The sequence below is a fragment of the Niallia sp. Kr1 genome, assembly GCF_050389805.1.
Taxonomy (GTDB): Bacteria; Bacillota; Bacilli; order Bacillales; family Cytobacillaceae; genus Bacillus_BD.
Genome location: NZ_CP130945.1, coordinates 2016332 through 2036463 on the forward strand (window position 1 = coordinate 2016332; position 20132 = coordinate 2036463).

Here is a 20132-nt window from a genome sequence, read left to right on the forward strand (position 1 = left end):
ATTTACAAAATTCTAACTAACTAAGTGTATAGGTTTGATAAGCTGAATAAATAGTGTATAAAAAAACTTAGGAGGAAGAAAGATGTCAACACACAGGTTAATATCAAAGAGAACGTGGCTATTTTCTAGTTTGCTTGTTCTCGTATTTTGCTCTTTATTTATAGTTCAAATGCAAACCTCGGTTTTTGCGCAGGAATTTATTGCTGAGGACAAGCCTGTTCTAAATTCCGAAGGCATATACGAAATTAGTTCTCCAGAACAACTGTTATATTTAAGTCAAAATTACGGGAGCGATGATGCTCCTAAATTTGGCTACTACAAATTAATGAACGATATTGATATGTCTCTCATTACGAACTTTAATCCCTTTGGGAGATTTTACGGTACATTTGATGGAAACTACAAAGCGATTTCCAACCTACGAATTGATAGACCATCATCAGGGACAGTAGGCTTTTTTAATCATCTTGGGGATTCTAATGTCCAAGCCGTTGCGAAAAACCTTGCGCTCGTAGATATTTACGTTAGTGGCTCGAATACGGTCGGTGGATTGGCTGGAATGTTATGGGGGACTGTTGAAAACGTCTATGTTACGGGTGAAGTCATCGGTAACGCACACAGTATAGGGGGAATTGCTGGCAGAATACCAGCTGATACTTCAGGTACTATCCCGCAACCCGATACAGTTGAGGCTGCACAACCAACGATCAAAAATAGCTACTCTATCATTAACGTTAAACAGGAAGGTAGCGGTGATAGCCAAGGCGGACTAGTCGGCCGAGTGCTTAATCCAAGGACAACGATTGAGAATAGTTATGCTTCAGGCGTTATTAACGGCATTAGACGAGTAGGGGGATTAGTTGGGGACTTAAGAGAGGGAGTTGTCAAAAATAGTGTTGCGGTGAACCCTCTGCTCACAGCAGAAACGGAATTAGGTACCTCTATAGGACGCATTTTAGATAATGCTTCTTATTCGAATATCGTAGCATGGGATTCAGTTAAAAAAGTAGGGACTGCTGGTGAAAATTCAGTAGAAGGCATATTAAAGACAGAAACAGAAATGTACGATAAAGCAACCTACGAGGCACTCGGCTGGGATTTTGATAATACGTGGGAAATGCTAACCGTTGTTGATGGAGAAAAGACATATCGGTCTCCAGTACTGAAAGGATTTGAGCACCAAGAGCTCACCTTTGATTTCGAATCCTATAATTCAAGTATTGAGATTAGGGCTAATGCATCCCTTATCCAATCTGATTCAATCACTATTAGCGCCGAGGCTAGTGATGCCGAAAACCCATCGGCAGTTATTTCAGATTATTCTATTATCCTGTCCGAAAAAAAACCAACCTCAGATCAAACAGTTTGGCAGAAACAGTCTAGCAAGATATTTGAGGGGCTTTCACCGTCTACAAAGTATACAATTTGGGTGAAAGTGAAAAGTGAAGAAGGCAAGGAGAGCGGCTGGACTTCTCTTACCTTGTATACGAAGTATGAAACATTGACAGATAAAACTCCGCGAAATATAAGCAATGCAATTACACTGGATCCAAAAACAAGCGCATCCTTTGTCTGGACTACCTATAATATCGAACTTCAAGATAGTACCGTTGAGATTGTTAAAAAGACGAATAATGAAAAAATTTCATTCGATAATGCTAAAAGCTTTAAAGGTAAGAATAAAGTTCGTGAAGTTCATATGACAACAAATGAACGATTACTCGACGGGATACGAAACTTTCATAGTGTTGACGTGACAGGCTTAGAACCTGGAACTGAGTATATGTATAGAGTTGGCGATGAAAAAGAAGGTGTATGGAGTTCGACTGGAAGCTTCCGAACAGCCCCTGCGACAGATGATCCCTTCTTGTTCACTTATATGACCGATCCGCAAGGCACAACGTCAAGTTTGGCATCTGCTGCAACGATTAGAGCTGTTCAAGAAATGTTTCCTGACCAGTCATTTTCATATTTTTCCGGTGATATGACCGAAAATGGCTACTCCAACGGACAATGGGATGTCTTTTATCAGGCTGCACAAGATTTGTTTATGAATACACCGGTTGTTGCTGCACTTGGAAATCACGACAGGGAGGCGCATATGTCTGACTATATTAATAATCCTGATACCGTGTTGCCTTATGTTTTCTCTTTTGATTATGGTCCTGTTCATTTCGTCGTGCTAAATACAGAGCGTTATAACGGTGAGGATCTAGATACTCAAATCGATTGGATGAAAGAAGATGTCAAAAGTGCAGGTAAAAAGTGGAATATAGTGATGTTACACAAAGCACTTTATGCTGCTACAGACCATGTAGATGATACTGATATTAATATGTTACGGGTCAAGCTAGCTCCTGCACTTCAAGAATTAGAAATTGATGCTGTTCTTATGGGACATGACCACAATTTTTCAAGAGGATTTGTTAAGGATGGATACAATGCAAAATCTCTGAAGCTAGCAGATAGTGAAACCGATGTTTATATACAACCGGATGCTCCGCTGTATATCGTCAATGGTACGATGGGGAACTCTAAATGGTATAAAAAAATTAATTATGACCATACCTTATATAATGTATCTCCAGATTATGAGTTCATTGATAAAGCCTCGTCTTCCTATACGTCTGCAATTCAAGAACAAAGTTTTACCGCAGTTAAGGTAGAAGACGATTCAATTACGTTGGACACATACTTTCTCAAATTTGATCAAAACGATCCGTTATCTTACGTAAAGAAGCCTTATCTCTATGATTCTATCAAGATTACTAAAGCAGATTATTGGTTAACGGCTAGCGATATTAAACATAACAATGTGAAATTGAATTGGGCATCACCTAATGCAACATCCGATACACAATATAAAATATTCCAAGATGATGTTTTAATTGATACAGTTGAGGGAAATTCCTATAAAGTAACTAATTTAGCATCCGATACATCATATAACTTTAAAATTGAAGTAAGTGATGGGAGCGGGAATTGGATTAAGAATGGTCCAGTCATCAAGGTTCAGACTGATGACGAGATAAAGCCGGATCTAACAATAACGGATAATGTTGCACAAGGTATTGTAAGCAAAGAAGAACTTGACGACGCTTTTATAAAAGCACAAAAAGATAAAGGGGTGCAAAGGGTTGAAATTCAACTGGAGGATGTAAGCGAAGCAAATGTATACGAGTTGACTTTACCTACAAAATTCTTGAATAAGTCTGGTAAAAATAAGAGGATTACACTTTCATCGAAATACGGTACAATCACCTTGCAAGGTCACATGCTAAGTAATGCGAAACTATCGAAAGTAGAAAATGTGAAGCTAGTGATCACAGCGGAAAACTCGGAGGACAACAAACCAATGATTAAATTGAGTGTTTGGGCTGATGGGAAGAAGGTCGATTATAACCATCCGGGTGCTCCGATTGAAATCGTTATTCCTTAATCAACAAGTCGCTGTGACTTATCTCGGTGAGCAATAACAAACGATGAAATCAGTTTCACTATATCATTTTTGATCAAGAAGAGCAGTTAATTAAGAGCGGACAGTCTCAGTCACTGTTCGCTTTATTTTTTCTAGTTTTGATTTGAATCTTTTTTTCTTATCCGCAGTTGTTGGTTTGGTAAGAATTTCAACTGTGTTTTATATAGTAGATAAAAAACCATTTGTTCTAATGAGTGGAACAAAAGCCAGACGGGACAAGAGGGTTAATGAGGATTATATTATTATTATTTTTTTTTTTTTTTTTTTTTTTTTTTTTTTTTTTTTTTTTTTGAAAATTTACAATATTTTATTCTGCATTTGATCAATAGTTAACATAACATAGTTAAACTAAAGTATAAAATAGAAAAGGAGAGTGTTAAAAATATCATGAGGAGCACAACCGAAAAATTAATACAAGTACTGCTAGTCGCAGCAATTTTCCTCAGCATGATAGGGGTGAATGTATCAGCCGCAGAATCACCAAGTGAGGCTGTGACTACATTTGAATCCCTTGTCTCAGAAGTATCAAAATCTCAAACTGCAGATGAGAAGGTTATCGTTAAGCTAGACAGTGACTTGACCTTCACAAGCAACTTGTTCATCAAAGGCAATGTTGAGTTATATGCAGAATCACCAGTTATACTTAATTTGAGCAATCAACGAATATCAGTTGAAGCGGGGGCAACCCTCACTATAGGGGATAATATTACGGTATTTCAGCCTTCTACAGGTGAAGGTCATCCCGTAGTTGTTCGAGACAACGCAACCTTGAATGTTGTAAATGCAAAGCTAGAGTCACAGTTTGTTTCGTCTAGCGCTTATACAATTGATGCAGTTGGCCCAAATATTAAGGTCAATCTGGACAATGCGACGGTTACAACGGTAAAGGGACGCGCGGTTTATACCAATACACAATCTAATGTTATTACCATTAAAGATTCAACGATTACAGCAACTGATGCTGCTGGATACGCATTATATCGCGGCAATTATGTTTTGCAAGGCTCAACAACAACATTCGGCAGACAAGGTGGAGGGGCAGCTGTTTATGATTTCCGGAATGTAACGTTGCAGGTTACACCGGATCCATCGAATTTCACATCAAGAAATGAGATTACGATTCAGAAAAATGGTGACGGGGCCGAGCTTGCAACTGGAAGCACTATTTATTACACGACAGACGGCAGCAATCCAACTTCGTCTGAAACAGCTAAAGAATTCACCGCTCCATTTAAAATTCCTGTACATACCATTGTAAAAGCCGTAGTCGGCAAAGATGGATACTACGGAACTGTTCAAGAATACAATTATAATACGGACACTGATGCAGTACCGGGCAATGTTGCTTCGATAAATGATCTTGATGTGGTTACAGTGTATACAGGATCTGCAATGAGTGACCTAGTGCTTCCGGAAGCGCTATCAGTTACGCTCGATGACGGCAGACAGAAGTATGTTGCCGTCACTTGGGATACAAGCAGTCTGGACTTAAATACGCTGGGTGATTATACACTCGAAGGGGCTCTCGTATTGCCTGGGACAATCACGAATGTAAATAACTTAAAAGCAAGTCTTATGATTCATGTTGCAGAAACGGAAATTGTTGAATATGAGATGGCGCCAGCTGTATTCCTAAAGGAAGGCAAAACCAGCGTCCAACCAAATGCAACAGTTGCAACCTTCTCAGCAAAGGGCGGAGATGGCAGAAATTATAGATATGAACTAGATATTGATCCATCTGCTGCTAACGATAATAGCCAATTCGCCATTGTGAATAATGCTTTAATCGTTGGGGATCAAGCTTTAGTTGCAGGAACTTATAAGGTAAGTGTATCCGTATACAGCGGTTCAAAAAGCATGTCCCAATCTTTTAATTTGACGGTTGATCCGTCTGATCCAAAATGGGATATTATAAATCCGTATGAAGGGATCAATTGGGATGCGACCCATCAAGTGAAAACAGCACTGCATAACCATACGATTAACACGAACGCACCTATCGGAGAATGGAGTGACGGTGTTTCGGGCACGGTTGATTCTAGGGTTGCAGCTTACGAAAGCCAAGGCTTTGGTGCACTTGCTATTACGGAACATGATTATGTTTCTTACCCATGGAGCGATTATGGTGTAACAGATTCATCCATGCTTTCTATCCCAGGCAATGAGTTGAGTAAAAATCAACATATGCTAAGCTATTTCTCAACTTATTATGATCGTAAAGGCGAAGGTCGAGATGTAACAAATGGCATGGCTCAAAACATTAAAAATGTCGGAGAGCTTGGCGGTTTTCTCTACATCGCTCATCCAAAAAGAACGAGTGGTGCCGAGCAAGATCCAACGGGGAATCTTAGCTTACTACAAAATCCTCATGTTGTAGGCATTGAGGTGCTGAATACTGGACAATTCACCAATAATCACAGTGAAAAGATTTGGGACATGCTGTTAACAGAAACGATGCCAAATCGCAATATTTGGGGAACCGCTTCAGATGATACGCACTCGGACGGTCTTCACCACTTAGGCGCAGGCTGGACAACTATGCTGCTGAGTGATCTTAACCAGAATGATGCAAGAGAAGCTTTAATTAATGGTCAAACTTATTTTTCTTCTTATCGTGTTGAAATGGGAAAGGACGATAATAAGACCAATCCGGGTATTCCAGCCCCAGTGATCAACAGCATCAGTGTAGACAACCATGCTGGAACGATCACTCTGGATGTTAAAGGTGCAGACAAAATTGAGTGGATCTCTGCAAATGGCGTTAAAGTTGCAGAAGGAAACATGATTCACGTAAATACAACCCCTGGGGTAAGTAAATACGTTCGTGCAAGAATGTACGGTCCGGGCGGTCAAACGATGATCCAGCCTTTCGGTATTAAAGACTCTAATTCAAAGGATACACAAAAGCCTGTCATCACACTGGATGAAGCTGTTCCTACAAATGCAGCTACTGGTGATTTTATACATCTTCCTACAGCTACTGCAACGGATAATGTAGATGGTACAGTTTTCCCTTATCCAAACGTCATGGATCCAAATGGAAATGCCATTGTTGCTTTGGATAATGAATTGATGATTACAATGCGTGGGACTTATACGATCACTTATCGTGCAAAAGACAGCTCAGGAAATCTGACAAATGATGTCTATAAGATTGAAGTCAGCTCACCAGAGCCCATAAAAGTATCAGACATAATGAAAGCTGTTGATGATTTTGATAAAGCGGGTGAATTCGCAAACAATGGTGTGGCCCGTTCCTTGCGCGTACATCTAACTTCTGTGGAGCGTTTCGAAAGTAAGAATGAAGCTGAGAAAGTCCTCAAACACATGAATAGCTTTAAACAGCTACTTGAGAATCGCAATAAGTACATTTCAAAGACGGCCTATGAAACGCTCGAAGCTGACGCAGATACCTTGATTGTGAATTGGGAATAACAAGACTATTTCCATTACCGAAGGAGAACAATGAGAGGTTGAGTGTTATACAAGATTTACGTGGAATTTGTAATGGCAGATCTTCTGAAATTTGAATCAAATTTCCAGTTAGTTAGCTCTAATGATTTTAATTCGTTTGTAGAGCGTTTCTCTAACTTGAAATTATGTTATTAATGTCTTTCTTAGTTAATAGGGTTGTAGTTTTCTCTAATAATCCGAAATGCTTCGAATATTTAACAATAATTGTGACTGATTTAAGTAGGTACATAACTCCTTATTTTAAATAAAGATGTTTATTTAGTTTATATATAATTCTAGATTTCCAATAACGGAATTTCCCTGTTTATATCTCTATTTGCTTTAAATGAGGGGAATGTGCCTTTTGGAGTGACTTCTTTTGTTCATATAGAGGTAATAATCACTTTCCAAAAATGAGTCAAGGAACCTGTCCCCTTGACTCCTATTAGAAAAAAAGCAAACCATCTACATTTGTCGGTGTTTTGCTTTTTTTATTTTTTAAGATATATTGGTTGACATAAAAAATAAGTTAATGATATTATTATAAATTTGGCTAAAAATTATATGTGTGTTATGGTTAAGAAGGTTACCATATATGGAGGTGGATTATTTGTTTCAGATTGGCGATAACATTGTTTATCCAATGCACGGAGTAGGTATAATCGAAGCCATAGAAGAAAAGGAAATCTCAGGGGAAACAAATCAGTATTATGTTATAAAAATGTTAATTGGCAATATGCAAGTCATGATTCCTACGGGTAAAATATTAAGTTCTGGTATACGCCCAGTTACTACCATAAATGAATTGAAACACATCATACACATTTTTCAGCATGTAGAATCAGATATATTACGGCCGTGGAAACAAAGGTATCAAGTGAACTTGGAAAAAATTAAAACAGGTAAACTAAAAGAATGTGCTGAAGTTGTACGTGATTTATTGCGTATGAAGAAGGAAAAAGCGCTTAATACATCTGAAAAAAAAATGCTAGATAACGCACATGGATTTTTGAATAGCGAACTGGAATTAATTAAAGGGATTACTGAAAATCAAATAAAAAGTTTCTATTAACGTTAATTTAAAATAATGGATTACATCTCCCGGAAATATCCTGAATTTTTCGGGAATATGTTTTTTAAAAAAGTAAATCTTAATCTTATAATCTTTTAAAAGACATTCAACTCCTTCAACTGAGTCAGAGGAACAGGTCCCTCGACACACGGACACCCCAAAAAATGAGTCAAGGAACCTGTCCCCTTGACTCTTTGGGACTTATCTCGTATTGAATTAAGATATCGCAAAAAATATAGTCTTCTCAAAAAATGAGGAGACTATTTTTCATTCATTAGTAAATATATGATCCTAGTAGTTGTGTGCTATTTGAGCAATTGGGGAAAGTAAAAGTGATAAAACAGCCGGTTAGATATTTGATATGTTTAATGAATGTGATAAATTTAATATCAGTCCAAAAAGCAACTATTAACTCAATAAGGTACATTTTATCCTAATTATATAATTAGTATTTATTTTAACTTTAAGATGCATAAAAATATGGAGTGAATTATGTGAAAATAGTTGTTTCATGGAACAGTCAAGGAAGACTCGACCGTAATAAAGTATTAAGGCTGTCGCCCGATATCGCCATCATCCAAGACTGCCTCATCCGGATTTCCTGCAGGACTTTATCAAATATGATGATGTGAGTTGGGTTGGAAATGACAAGAAGAAAGGGCTAGGTGTCATGTCATTTTCAAAGAAATACAATCTGACCCAACTAGTAGATGAGATCAAGTATGAATGGGTTATTCCAATAAAAGTGACTGGAGCTACTAGTTTCACATTATTCGCAGTTTGGGCAAGAAGAATGCCAGGATATACATATGGAAAATTAGTTTATACAGCTCTACAAGAATTGATCAATATCTACATACAGACCAGGTTATCATAATGGGTGATTTTAACGTAGATAAAAAGGTGCCTTCGAGTTATTCTGGAATTAAAGGCTTCGATACACTTATTCATGTACTTGATGATCATCAACTCAAAAGTTGTTATCATTATTATCATCATGAAATTTGGATTCGAAAGTCATGGCAATTACTATCAATATGGACATAAGGACAAGCCTTTTCACGTTCACTATTGCTTTGTAAATGAGGGGAATCTAGAAAATATGCAAGATTTTTCGATTGTAGAAGGTGACGGTTGGGATGAATTAGGGCATCACCGTCCACTAGTTTTAGAACTTAAAGATGTGAATAGCCTTCACAACATCGGAACCAGCGAGAAGATCGAAATCACTCCTGAGCTGTTAAAGAAAATTACAATCTGCTTATTAATAATGAAATCGTAACTTCTCAAGAAATTGACGAGGCGGTTAAACAGATCAAGGCATTGAGAATCATGAGAAATGAAGAATAGTTCGACAAGTCACTGTGACTGTCGATTTGGGAGGATTTTTAAGATGGATAATAATGATATATTAATTCGATTAAGATATGCGCTGGATATAAAAAACTCTGACATGGTTGAGATATTTAAACTCGGCGGTGTTGAATTGACAAAAGAAGAAGTGCTAAAAATACTGATCAAGTCAAATGAAAGCGATATGGAAGAGGAAGAGTATGATCGTGATACAGGTGAAAATGAAGACCGGATTAATTGCGATAATCATATGTTAGAGGCGTTTTTAAATGGTCTTATTATTTTTAAAAGAGGAAAACAAGATCAAAAAACAGATCAGTCTAATCGACCAGCGCAGCCACTAAAGAGTAATGAAAATGTGAATAATATCCTACTAAAGAGAGTGAAAATAGCGTTGGCATTAACAAGTGAGGACATGCTTGATATTTTAGAAGCAGCAGGTGTCAACATAACAAAAGGAGAATTAGGTGCTGTACTAAGAAAAGAAGGACATCGGAATTATAAAGTATGCGGTGATCGATACGCTAGGAACTTCCTAAAAGGATTAGCACTAAAATACAGGGGATGATAGGGGCAAGCAAAAACGTGAATATGGATATTCGTTTTATGAAATTCGACGTGAGTCAGAGGGACAGGTCCCGTGACTCACGACCACACCCCGAAAATGAGTCAAGGAACCTGTCCCCTTGACTCATATGATATAGTAAATAAGCCTTTGAAGAAAAAAACGGGCTATTAAATATACGAAAAGAGACGTGATTAGCCTTGGTAGATTTTTTACAACTTGGGATTCGAAAAGAGATTAACCATACATTAAAGTCATTAGGGATGACCGTGCCCACTTCCATACAAGAACGGACAATCCCATCCATACTCCAGGGGAAGGATGTGATTGCAAAAGGACAAACGGGAACAGGAAAGACGTTGGCTTTTGTTCTTCCCATTATTGAAAAGATTGATGTGCAAAACTCGAATGTTCAAGCCCTTATTTTAACGCCAACAAGAGAATTGGCTCAGCAAATTTCAAAAGAAATCAAGAGAATGATTGAGAACGTACCTGGTGTCAATGTGTTAGCTGTATATGGGGGTCAGGATGTTGAGCATCAATTAAAAAAGTTAAAAGGAGCTCAACATATTGTCGTTGCAACGCCAGGTCGGTTATTAGATCATATACGCCGTGGAACCATTGATCTCTCAACGATTGGGATGCTTGTGTTAGATGAAGCGGACCAAATGTTACTGATGGGTTTTCTTCCAGAGGTGGATGACATCATTTATGAAACCCTTTCTTCTAGACAAACCATGCTGTTCTCTGCAACCATGCCGAACGAAATTCGCTCTCTTGCCAAAAAATATATGGTAAAGCCAGAGTTTATCGAAGTGAAAGCAAAAAAAGTGACGGTTGATGAGATTAAACAAGTTGTGATTGAAACAACGGACCGGAGAAAACAAGCCACTTTATTCCATTTAATCCAAGAACATCGTCCATTTTTAGCGATTATATTCTGTCGTACAAAAATTCGTGCTAAAAAGCTTCATGATGCCTTGATTGCCAACGGGTATGAATCAGACGAGTTGCATGGGGATTTAACACAGTCCAAACGGGAAAAAGCGATGAAACGATTTCGTGAGGCGAAAACGCAGTTTTTAGTTGCAACAGACGTGGCTGCACGGGGACTTGATGTAGAAGGGGTAACACATGTCTATAACTATGATATTCCCCAAGATGTGGAAAGCTATGTTCACCGGATTGGACGTACGGGTCGTGCAGGTGGTGATGGGATGGCCATTACGTTAGTGGATCCAAAAGATCTGGAGTTCCTACGAATGATTGAAAAAGGGATTCATCAAAGATTAGAAATACAAGTGATAAAAGGAGTGAGTATCCCGGATAGGGAGGATTATCAGAGTGTAAGAAGCGAGCAAATGAAAAAAACAAAGCGCCCTGAAGGTAGTGTAAAAGGCAGAAGCAAAGGTGCAACGTTTTCTTCAGGTAGAAAACCGAATGATCGTCAAACAAAAAGAAACTCAAGCCCTTCAACAAGAGGGGGAAGACGTACTCGATAGGTAGTTTCTCATAGGTGCTCTGTAAAAAACATGGAACGGGCACAAATGGAATAACTGACCCCTTTTTCAGATATCGGTAAATAATCGGAGTATTTTTTTGCCAAATGAACCACCAAGACGGTTCGAAGTCACTGGAAAAATATTTTTGTAAATGGCTACGAACTGTCTGGTTATCTGACATGCAAAAAAGTGTGGACTTCATTTGAGTAACATTTTATGAAACGAGATTTTTCGAGGTGCGCCAGGCGTGACTCTACAAAAAGGTGGTATGCCAGTTTTCTCTCGTGTTAAAATTGAACTTATAAAGATTCTTACTATTTAGATAGTTTTCAATTCATAATAATGGGGGAAATCACTGTTAAGATTCAAAAGATCAGGATTGTAGGCTCTGGGCAAATGGGAAGTGGAATAGCTCAAGTACTGGCGCAGTCAGGATTTCAAGTAATTCTGAATGATATAAAAGAAGAATTTGTTATGAAAGCATTAGAAAAAATCTCGAAGATGTTGGATCGTGATATCGAGAAATGCAAGAGAACAGTTAAAGAAAAAGATGAGATTCTTTCTAGAATAACGATTTCTACAAATCTTGAAGATGCAAAAGATGTGGAAATGGTGATAGAAGCTGCAACTGAAAATAAAGAGACAAAGCTTAATATCTTCCGTAAACTAGATGAAATGACATCAAATCATTGTATCCTTGCTAGTAATACGTCTTCTCTTTCGATTATGGAAATTGCTGCTGTCACAAAACGTCCTGAAAGGGTAATTGGCATGCATTTTTTTAATCCTGTTCCAATGATGAAACTAGTAGAAATAAATAGAGGAATGGCTACATCAGATGAAACCTTCATGATTGTTGAAGATTTGGCAAAGGATATGAAAAAAGTACCTGTTGCTGTAAAGGATATGCCGGGCTTTGCTGTTAATCGAATTCTTGTTCCAATGATTAATGAGGCAATCTATACCGTCTATGAAGGGATCTCTACTCCAGAGGATATTGATAAAATGATGCAACTTGGTGCGAATCACCCAATGGGCCCCATCGCCTTGGCAGATTATATAGGATTAGACACTTGCCTAGCGATTATGGAAGTACTCCATGAAGGGTTTGGTGGCCCTAAATACCGTCCTTGCCCACTGTTGCGAAAGTATGTTGAGGCTGGCTGGCTTGGGGTGAAAACAGGTCGTGGTTTTTATGAATATAAATAGTGTCACTTCCCGGAAATCTTGTTTCACAGTCTGTTTTAAATCTTAAAACGGCTAGAGGTCAGTCTTGAGTAACTTATCGTGGGGACGGAACCCATTATCGGTCTGGTCTTTGCAGCACCTTTTCTACCCCTACGCAAATCTGCCGCGATTACATGCTAATCGTGGCATTTTTTCTGGATCCTCAGGAAATTTGCTGTGATTACAGGCTATTCGCGGCATTCTCTAATCACTGGGATTATTTTTGCCACGATTTGGACTACCTTATTCGTGTTTTGTCTTTCTGTATTTCGATTTTGATTTAAATAAATGTTACCTTTTTTTGTTTTAATAACCTTAAAAACACCCAATTCACCCCGAAAAATTAGGTGTTTTTCTATGAAGTTTCGCGTCATTATCTCCTCGGGTCATTGTTGGATTTCATGATTGATAACAGAGTAGATGATTTTTTTTACGGGTTCCTCGATGAGTGAGTTTTTTCGATATTGTACATAGATGTTGTTTGGGATCATGTCGATTTTTTTTAGCTGTTTTGTCTCTACTTTCATTCGGTCATATTCATTAAGGGACAGTGCGGTTGTGATGCCGACTCCAATCCCGCTGCCAACAATCGATTTGACCATTTCGTTATTTCCTACTTCAAATCTCTTAATATTCGGAACGCCCACAAGCTGTTCTTCGATTTCTGCCCATATCGCCGTGTGGCGCTGATAGCATATCAAGGTTTCACCTTCCAGGTCTTCGGGTAGAATGATCTCTTTATCCATAAAGTGATGGTTTTTACCGCAAATCAAAACCAGTTGACCATCAAATAAAAACTCTGAAACGATATCCGGCTGTTGAGTGTAAGAGTTTCTAGTGAAGATAAGGTCTAGCTCTCTATCCATAAACATTTCATTCAAGGATAGTGAATCTTTCCCTTCATAGATAGATACCTCAATATTCTCAATAGACAAAATAGAGTTGATTAGTTCGGTAAAATAAGAGTAGGAAAAGGCTGGGGAAAAGCCAACTTTAATATGCTGATATTTAGAATGTCGGGTAGCCTCTAACGAGTGCTTCATATTTGCCATTATGTTTTTTGCGTACTCAAGAAAGATTTTCCCTTCTTTTGATAGAGTGACATTTTTCCCGTCCTTCTCAAATAATTTACACGCAAGTTCATATTCTAAATTCTTTATTCTGGCTGATACAGTAGGCTGTGATACATTTAGCGCTTCGGCTGCCCTGGAAAAGTTTTTATGGGTGATCACCGCAAAGAACGTCTCTAATTGTACCGTATCCATAAAATCACTCCCGATGTGTTTATCTTTTAAATGTGAAACATAGGACTTTTTCCTGTTTGATAGATCTAAAGGAAAAACTTAGAGGAAACGATTCTAGCGCTAAGTTTTTTCAGTTAGATTTTTATCAAGTATGATCCTATAATGAAACTAAGATAAATAAATAGAAAATTAAATAAAATCTAAATCTATTAAATTATCTTATTATTATTTTAATCTAGGCTGTTGTAAAGTACAACTAATTGTCTAGCTTCGTTGGCAGGGAATTGTATGCGATTACGATTTTGACGAAAAGAAGGAAATGATTAAAACGAATAGAAGGGGGAATTTAAATGTCTAAACATATTGACGTAAATGGGATTTCTACACATTATCATGAAAGCGGAGAAGGGGAAGCGATTCTATTAATTCATGGTTCAGGCCCAGGAGTGACAGCTGAGGCGAATTGGAGACTGATTATTCCAAGACTATCTGAAAATTTCCATGTCTATGCACCCGATATTGTTGGCTTCGGTTATACGGAAAGACCTGAAAATATCGAGTATGGTGTGGAAACATGGGTAAACCATTTGATTCAGTTCGTTGAGGCAGTAGGCGAAAGCCGCGTTCATATTATCGGTAATTCATTAGGTGGCGCATTGGCCTTACATATCGCCAATAAAAGACCTGATTTAGTTGGCAAAATGGTGTTAATGGGGGCAGCAGGTCTACCGTTTACACTGACATATGGCTTAGATAAAGTATGGGGCTATGAGCCAAGTGTAGAAAATATGAAGAGATTGCTAGAAATCTTTGCCTATAATCAAGAATTTGCGACAGACGAATTAGCGCAATTACGTTATGAGGCAAGCATTCAACCAGGATTACAGGAAGCTTTCTCGAAAATGTTTGCAGAGCCTCGTCAAGAGAAACTGAATAGCTTAGCGATCCCAGAGGAGCAGCTTAAAGAAATTGAGCATTCCGTCTTAATGGTTCATGGCAAGGATGATATCGTCGTTCCTTACAAAGAAACTAGTTTACGTTATTTAGAATTACTTCCAAACTCAGAGCTTCATATTTTCTCAAAATGTGGACACTGGACTCAAATTGAGAAAAAAGATGAATTTGCTCAGCTTTGTGAAAATTTCTTCCTGCGTAACTAATAAAATTGAGAGGCTGTCTAAATACAAGAGGAAAGATAACACAGACAGCCTCACCTTATAAAAATTGTCAAATGTAAGCGAATTCAGTTGACTTTATTAAGGGGGTTGTGATGGATGGAAATGAATACAAAGAAGCATTCCATTGTAGGAAAAGTGGCCATTGTTACAGGTTCAGCACGGGGAATCGGGAAAGAGATTGCGCTAACCCTAGCTCGTGAAGGTGCTAGCGTACTTGTAACGGGGACCGATCAAGAGAGAACAAAAACGTCCGCGGATGAAATCGCTGAACAAACGGGGGCAAAGATCGATTATTATGTCGGGGATCTCTCAGTAGAAGAGAATGTTTCAGAAATGGTTGAAAAAACAATCAATAAATGGGGAAGAATCGACATCCTAGTCAATAATGCCGGGGGTGGAGTCATAAAACCATTTCTAGAGCAGACACCAGAAACGTTAAAAACGACCATTGATCGCAATCTTTGGACATGCCTATGGTCCTGCTATAAGGTTCTTCCATTTATGGTTGAGCAAAAATATGGGAGAATTATTAACCTTGGTGCTGACTCTGTCCGAAATGGACTATGGGAGCATGCAGCCTATAACGCAGCAAAAGGCGGTGTACATGCCTTAACAACCGGGTTAGCGCGGGAGTTTGCACAATATGATATTACGATCAATACAGTGGCTCCGCCTGCGGTTGAATCAGGAGCGTTAGAGATCTATAAAGAAAAACGGCCGGAAATGGCGAGTAAAATGATTGAGATCATTCCAAAAGGCAGAGGCGCCTATGAAGCAGAGGTGGCAGATGCGGTTTGGTATTTAGCTACACAAGAAGCCTCTTTTATAACTGGCCAAGTCATCAGTGTTAACGGAGGATCAACCATGCTTTAATTTCTATGAAAACAGAATAGAAGGGATGTGAATAAAAGTGAAAATTGATGTTCATACCCACTTTGTTCCTGAGGTTTTACCAGCAATGGCAGACCGCTTAGGAGATCATCGTTGGCCTGCGACAAAATGTCAGTGCGGGAAATCTCATCATAAGCAGATCATGATTTCAGGTAAAAATTTTCGCACGATTACCGACCAATGCTGGAGTCCTCAAAGAAGAATCGAGGATATGGATCATGAGGATGTAACTGTTCAAGTGTTATCTCCCATGCCCGAATTATTATCCTATTGGTTTAAGGCCGAGGATACTCTCGAATTCTCTCGTTCTATCAACGCTGAGCTATCAGCTTTTATCCAAAACGATCCTGCCCGATTTTTAGGTCTTGGGATGGTCCCACTACAAGATCCTGAATTGGCTGCAAAAGAATTGAAACGCTTAAAAAATGAGTTTGGATTAAAAGGGGTAGAAGTTGGAACAAATATTAATGGCAAATCGATCGGCGATCCATTTTTTGATCCATTTTTTGCAGAGGCAGAAGCGGAGGGGATGACAATCTTTGTCCATGCGCTTCATCCAATTGGAAAGGAACGAATCATTGGTCCATCAGCTTTATCGGCTCTCATCGGGTTTCCAACTGAAAATGCTTTAGCTGCATCCTCGTTGATTACGGGGGGAGTGTTAGAAAAGTTTCCCAACTTAAAGATTTATATCAGCCATGGAGGAGGAACTTTCTCTACTCTATTGCCTCGATTAACATTCGGCTGGGAAAGGATGGAGGAAATCAGAAAGGTTATCCCTCATCCGCCAAGCTATTATGCTAAGAAAATCTACTATGACACCTTGGTTTATGATATCAACACGCTTCATTATTTAATCGGTCAGTTTGGATCTAGTAGATTAATGATTGGTTCGGATTATCCCTTTTTAATCCGAGAGAAAGACCCAGGCTATTGGATTGATGATTTGAACATTAGTCAGGAAGAGAAAGAAATGATTTTGTATAAAAATGCAGCAAATATTTTCAAAATATTATGAATTATTAAATTTTAGGAGGAGTTACGATGGAAAAGTTAGTTGTTGAGAATAAAGTAAAGCCTGAATTTAAAGTTCATCGAAGTGTTTTTACCGATCAGGAGATTTTTGAGCGAGAGAAAAAAGAAATCTTTAGTAAATGTTGGTTATTTGTCGGTCATGAATCTGAAATCCCAAATAATGGCGATTTTATTAGAAGAAAAGTCGGTGGACGAAATCTCTTATTTACTCGTAGCAGTGATGGAGTGATTCGAGTGTTGTACAACTCATGTCCACACCGCGGCGCATTGGTTGTTCGTGAAGAAAAAGGGAATTCAAAGGTATTTCGCTGCTTCTACCATGCGTGGAGCTTTAAAAATGATGGTGAATTAGTGGGGATGCCTGGAAAAGATGGCTTTTCAGAGACCTTTAATTGCGATGGCTCTAAAAATTTAAAAGAAGTTACGAGAATGGAATCCTATCGTGAATTTGTATTTGTCAATTTTGATAACAATGCGATTTTACTCCAGGAGTATTTAGGAAATGCAAAGGAATACATTGATTTAATTGCGGATCAATCCGAGCTAGGAATTGAAGTATTGCTAGACCCGCAGGAATATAGTGTTCGAGCGAATTGGAAGTTATTAGCTGAAAATAGTGTAGATTCCTATCACGGTATGCCCACACATAAGACATATTTTGATATCGTAGCAACTCGCGGGGGAGAATTGTCGAAGGATGATTTACAAGGCGTGGGACTTGATCTCGGTAACGGACATGCTGTTGTAGAATACACCGCTCCATGGGGAAGACCTGTTGGGAAATGGATTCCTGCTTGGGGAGAAGAAGGGAAAAGAGAAATCGAGGAAATCACACGCAAGTTAGAAAGTAGATTTGGAAAAGAGAGAGCTGAACGAATTACGAGAAAAAATCGTAATCTCCTTATTTTTCCTAACTTAGTCATCAATGATATTATGGCAGTCACGATTCGAACATTTAATCCAATCGAACCTGGGTATATGGAAGTAACAGGCTATGCTTTAGCTGCAAAAGCGGAAAATCCGGATTTTAGACGGAGAAGAAATGATAACTTCCTAGAATTTATCGGGCCAGGCGGATTTGCTACACCAGATGATAATGAGGCACTTGAGCTGTGTCAGGAAGGATTTTTGAACAATCAAGAAGTGGAATGGAATGATATTTCAAAGGGAATGATTCGGGAGCAACCGGTTTCAAATGATGAGGAGCAAATGCGTGGTTTTTGGAGAAAGTATGATGAGCTCATTTCGAATGCAGAATTGAAACCAGAAGAAGGGAGTGTAGGGATATGAATATTAAACGCCAAACAATAGAGGACTTCTTATACAGAGAAGCTGAGCTATTGGATGAGTGGAAATTAGAGGAATGGGCCGCTTTATTTTCCTCGAAGGGTTCTTATCTCATTCCACCAATTGGTAATCCAAATGCGGATTTTACTAAATCTTTATATCTTGTTCATGATGATCGAGCACGACTTGAACAAAGAGCAAAACGGTTATTAAAAAAAGAGGCACATGTGGAATATCCGCATTCAACTACGATGAGAAACTATAGCAATATTCGAATCTCTCATCATGATAACGATTCGATCAATGTGAAATGTAATTTCATTACGTATCGATCCAAAAGAGAAATTCTTGATCCTTTTATTGGTGTTCTAGAATTCAAATTAGTTGAAGAAAATGGTGAACTTAAGATTGAGGAAAAGAAAGTAGTGTTAAAGATTGATAGTTTACGTCCACAAGGAAAAGTGAGTCTTATTTTATAAAGGTTATTCACGGAAAGTTTGTTGTTAAAATTTAATTTATAAAAAAGATAGGGGAGATTATTATGTTTCGATATAAAAAAATTGGGTATGTAGCGTTAAATGTGAGTGATATTGAAAATTCTACAAAGTTTTATGATGAAGTACTGGGGTTACAATTGGTTGAAAAGAATGACAAAGGGATGTCTTTCCTGCGATGCAGCAATGACCATCATAATATTATTTTATACCCAGCAGAAACTGCAGGAATTAAAAGAGTAGGATTCCAGCTGGAAAACGACCGACAGCTAGAAATTTGTTACGAAGAGCTTGTGAAAAATGGGTTAGAACCACGAGAAGTTTCTGAAAAAGAGTTAAAAGAATTAAAACAAGGAAGATCCTTCCGTATCGTTGAACCGAATACGGGGTTAGAAATTGAATTCTATAGCAAAATGATGTATATGGTCAAGGCTTTTGTACCAAAACATACTAGAATACAGCGTCTTGGTCATCTCGTATTAAATTGTGTGGATGTTGAAAGTACGTTAAAGTTCTTTTCAGAAAAGCTAAACTTTGAAGTTTCCGATCAATTAGGCGATAATGCGTGGCTGCGCTGCTATCCAAATCCATACCACCATTCATTAGCGTTGATTAAAAGTAATGAAAATAAACTACACCATGTAAACTTTATGGTGACAGACATTGATGATATTGGAATCGCTCGAAACCGGATTGCAAACAGCGAAATTCCGATTGTATTTGGTCCAGGCCGACATGAACCTTCCGAAAGTATTTTCTTATATTTCCTCGATCCAGATGGAATGTCATTGGAATATAGCTTTGGCATGGAAGAATTCCCTGAGGAAAACCCTAGGGATGCTCGAATGCTAGAAACAAGTCCATGGACTCTAGATCGCTGGGGGGGAAAACCAGACCCTCGATTCGCTTCAAAAGGGAAAATCGAAAGCCCTTTAAGCACCATAGATAACTGATTATGGGACAGAGGTATGGGACCGTCACTCGTACCTCGGACACCTTACAATATCAAAGACAAATCGAGTCAAGACACCTGTATCTTGACTCGCATTTTTGGAGTCAGATAATAAGAGATGGATGAGATCGAAAACAAGATCAATGACTTAAAAATTAAATTGGTTCAAATAGCTGAAACAAAAGGGATTAATAGTCATGAAACTCTTTGTTGCAGTCAGGAATTAGATCGATACATTGTGATGTATCAAAAACGGCAATTCAAAAATAATAAAACTTCATTACATAGTAATGAAGTTTTGGGGAAAGAACAAGTGGTTTACAAACCTTATGGTTAACACTGAATCAAGGTATCTGTCCCCTGATTTGGTTAATCGACAAGTCACAGTGACTTGTCGATTA

The 20132-nt window shown here is 38.3% G+C and carries 16 protein-coding genes; 15 read left to right on the forward strand and 1 reads right to left on the reverse strand.

Translation table 11 applies throughout. The features are described 5' to 3' along the window. The first annotated feature begins 82 nt into the window (after nt 1-82). The 8 genes from Q5760_RS09850 to Q5760_RS09885 all read left to right on the forward strand — a co-directional run bounded on the left by Q5760_RS09850 (nt 83) and on the right by Q5760_RS09885 (nt 12632). Nucleotides 83-3439 carry a fibronectin type III domain-containing protein gene (locus Q5760_RS09850; protein WP_428912009.1) on the forward strand — a complete coding sequence of 1119 codons (3357 nt, stop codon included), beginning with the start codon at nt 83-85 and terminating at the stop codon, nt 3437-3439. A 426-nt stretch (nt 3440-3865) separates the two neighbouring features. Next, entirely contained in the window at nt 3866-6913 is a 3048-nt protein-coding gene (locus tag Q5760_RS09855; RefSeq protein WP_428912010.1) for an FIMAH domain-containing protein, read from the forward strand. Between the two features lie 613 nt (nt 6914-7526). Further along, nucleotides 7527-8003 (forward strand): CarD family transcriptional regulator, encoded by a 477-nt coding sequence (locus Q5760_RS09860; RefSeq protein ID WP_428912011.1) that lies wholly within the window; start codon nt 7527-7529, stop codon nt 8001-8003. 628 nt (nt 8004-8631) lie between these two features. Then, nucleotides 8632-8880, forward strand: a complete 249-nt coding sequence (locus Q5760_RS09865; protein ID WP_428912012.1) for a hypothetical protein — start codon at nt 8632-8634, stop codon at nt 8878-8880. Between the two features lie 81 nt (nt 8881-8961). Next, nucleotides 8962-9285 (forward strand): hypothetical protein, encoded by a 324-nt coding sequence (locus tag Q5760_RS09870; RefSeq protein ID WP_428912013.1) that lies wholly within the window; start codon nt 8962-8964, stop codon nt 9283-9285. Nucleotides 9286-9396: 111 nt separating this feature from the next. Continuing rightward, complete coding sequence (locus Q5760_RS09875; RefSeq protein ID WP_428912014.1) at nt 9397-9924, forward strand: DUF1456 family protein; 528 nt, start codon at nt 9397-9399, stop codon at nt 9922-9924. A 197-nt stretch (nt 9925-10121) separates the two neighbouring features. Next, nucleotides 10122-11423, forward strand: a complete 1302-nt coding sequence (locus Q5760_RS09880; protein ID WP_428912015.1) for a DEAD/DEAH box helicase — start codon at nt 10122-10124, stop codon at nt 11421-11423. A 342-nt stretch (nt 11424-11765) separates the two neighbouring features. Next, a complete protein-coding gene (locus tag Q5760_RS09885) occupies nt 11766-12632 on the forward strand; it encodes a 3-hydroxybutyryl-CoA dehydrogenase (RefSeq protein WP_428912016.1) in 867 nt (288 codons plus the stop codon). A gap of 404 nt (nt 12633-13036) precedes the next feature. On the opposite strand, the gene Q5760_RS09890 is transcribed toward Q5760_RS09885, so the two are convergent. Then, nucleotides 13037-13915 (reverse strand): LysR family transcriptional regulator, encoded by an 879-nt coding sequence (locus Q5760_RS09890; RefSeq protein ID WP_428912017.1) that lies wholly within the window; start codon nt 13913-13915, stop codon nt 13037-13039. Nucleotides 13916-14244: 329 nt separating this feature from the next. Between Q5760_RS09890 and Q5760_RS09895 the strand changes: the two genes are divergently transcribed. From Q5760_RS09895 to Q5760_RS09925, 7 genes are all read left to right on the forward strand, one after another. Continuing rightward, on the forward strand, nt 14245-15054 hold the full coding sequence (locus tag Q5760_RS09895) for an alpha/beta fold hydrolase (RefSeq protein WP_428912018.1): 810 nt from the start codon (nt 14245-14247) through the stop codon (nt 15052-15054). 114 nt (nt 15055-15168) lie between these two features. Continuing rightward, nucleotides 15169-15945 (forward strand): SDR family NAD(P)-dependent oxidoreductase, encoded by a 777-nt coding sequence (locus Q5760_RS09900; RefSeq protein ID WP_428912019.1) that lies wholly within the window; start codon nt 15169-15171, stop codon nt 15943-15945. Nucleotides 15946-15982: 37 nt separating this feature from the next. Further along, the gene (locus tag Q5760_RS09905; protein WP_428912020.1) at nt 15983-16981 is read left to right on the forward strand and encodes an amidohydrolase family protein; all 999 of its coding nucleotides are present in this window, start codon (nt 15983-15985) and stop codon (nt 16979-16981) included. 26 nt (nt 16982-17007) lie between these two features. Further along, nucleotides 17008-18288 carry an aromatic ring-hydroxylating oxygenase subunit alpha gene (locus tag Q5760_RS09910; protein WP_428912021.1) on the forward strand — a complete coding sequence of 427 codons (1281 nt, stop codon included), beginning with the start codon at nt 17008-17010 and terminating at the stop codon, nt 18286-18288. Continuing rightward, a complete protein-coding gene (locus tag Q5760_RS09915; protein WP_428912022.1) occupies nt 18285-18764 on the forward strand; it encodes an aromatic-ring-hydroxylating dioxygenase subunit beta in 480 nt (159 codons plus the stop codon). The genes Q5760_RS09910 and Q5760_RS09915 overlap by 4 nt, the downstream gene beginning before the upstream one ends. 62 nt (nt 18765-18826) lie before the next feature. Further along, nucleotides 18827-19732 carry a VOC family protein gene (locus Q5760_RS09920; RefSeq protein WP_428912023.1) on the forward strand — a complete coding sequence of 302 codons (906 nt, stop codon included), beginning with the start codon at nt 18827-18829 and terminating at the stop codon, nt 19730-19732. A 117-nt stretch (nt 19733-19849) separates the two neighbouring features. After that, nucleotides 19850-20068 (forward strand): aspartyl-phosphate phosphatase Spo0E family protein, encoded by a 219-nt coding sequence (locus tag Q5760_RS09925; protein WP_428912024.1) that lies wholly within the window; start codon nt 19850-19852, stop codon nt 20066-20068. The last annotated feature ends 64 nt before the right edge of the window (nt 20069-20132 follow it).

Bases quoted from the DNA above. Each gene is read 5' to 3' on its own strand.
- Q5760_RS09850 (WP_428912009.1), top strand. From the start codon at position 83: ATGTCAACACACAGGTTAATATCAAAGAGAACGTGGCTATTTTCTAGT.
- Q5760_RS09855 (WP_428912010.1), top strand. From the start codon at position 3,866: ATGAGGAGCACAACCGAAAAATTAATACAAGTACTGCTAGTCGCAGCA.
- Q5760_RS09860 (WP_428912011.1), top strand. From the start codon at position 7,527: ATGGAGGTGGATTATTTGTTTCAGATTGGCGATAACATTGTTTATCCA.
- Q5760_RS09870 (WP_428912013.1), top strand. From the start codon at position 8,962: ATGATCATCAACTCAAAAGTTGTTATCATTATTATCATCATGAAATTT.
- Q5760_RS09875 (WP_428912014.1), top strand. From the start codon at position 9,397: ATGGATAATAATGATATATTAATTCGATTAAGATATGCGCTGGATATA.
- Q5760_RS09885 (WP_428912016.1), top strand. From the start codon at position 11,766: ATGGGGGAAATCACTGTTAAGATTCAAAAGATCAGGATTGTAGGCTCT.
- Q5760_RS09890 (WP_428912017.1), bottom strand. From the start codon at position 13,915: ATGGATACGGTACAATTAGAGACGTTCTTTGCGGTGATCACCCATAAA.
- Q5760_RS09895 (WP_428912018.1), top strand. From the start codon at position 14,245: ATGTCTAAACATATTGACGTAAATGGGATTTCTACACATTATCATGAA.
- Q5760_RS09900 (WP_428912019.1), top strand. From the start codon at position 15,169: ATGGAAATGAATACAAAGAAGCATTCCATTGTAGGAAAAGTGGCCATT.
- Q5760_RS09910 (WP_428912021.1), top strand. From the start codon at position 17,008: ATGGAAAAGTTAGTTGTTGAGAATAAAGTAAAGCCTGAATTTAAAGTT.
- Q5760_RS09915 (WP_428912022.1), top strand. From the start codon at position 18,285: ATGAATATTAAACGCCAAACAATAGAGGACTTCTTATACAGAGAAGCT.
- Q5760_RS09920 (WP_428912023.1), top strand. From the start codon at position 18,827: ATGTTTCGATATAAAAAAATTGGGTATGTAGCGTTAAATGTGAGTGAT.
- Q5760_RS09925 (WP_428912024.1), top strand. From the start codon at position 19,850: ATGGATGAGATCGAAAACAAGATCAATGACTTAAAAATTAAATTGGTT.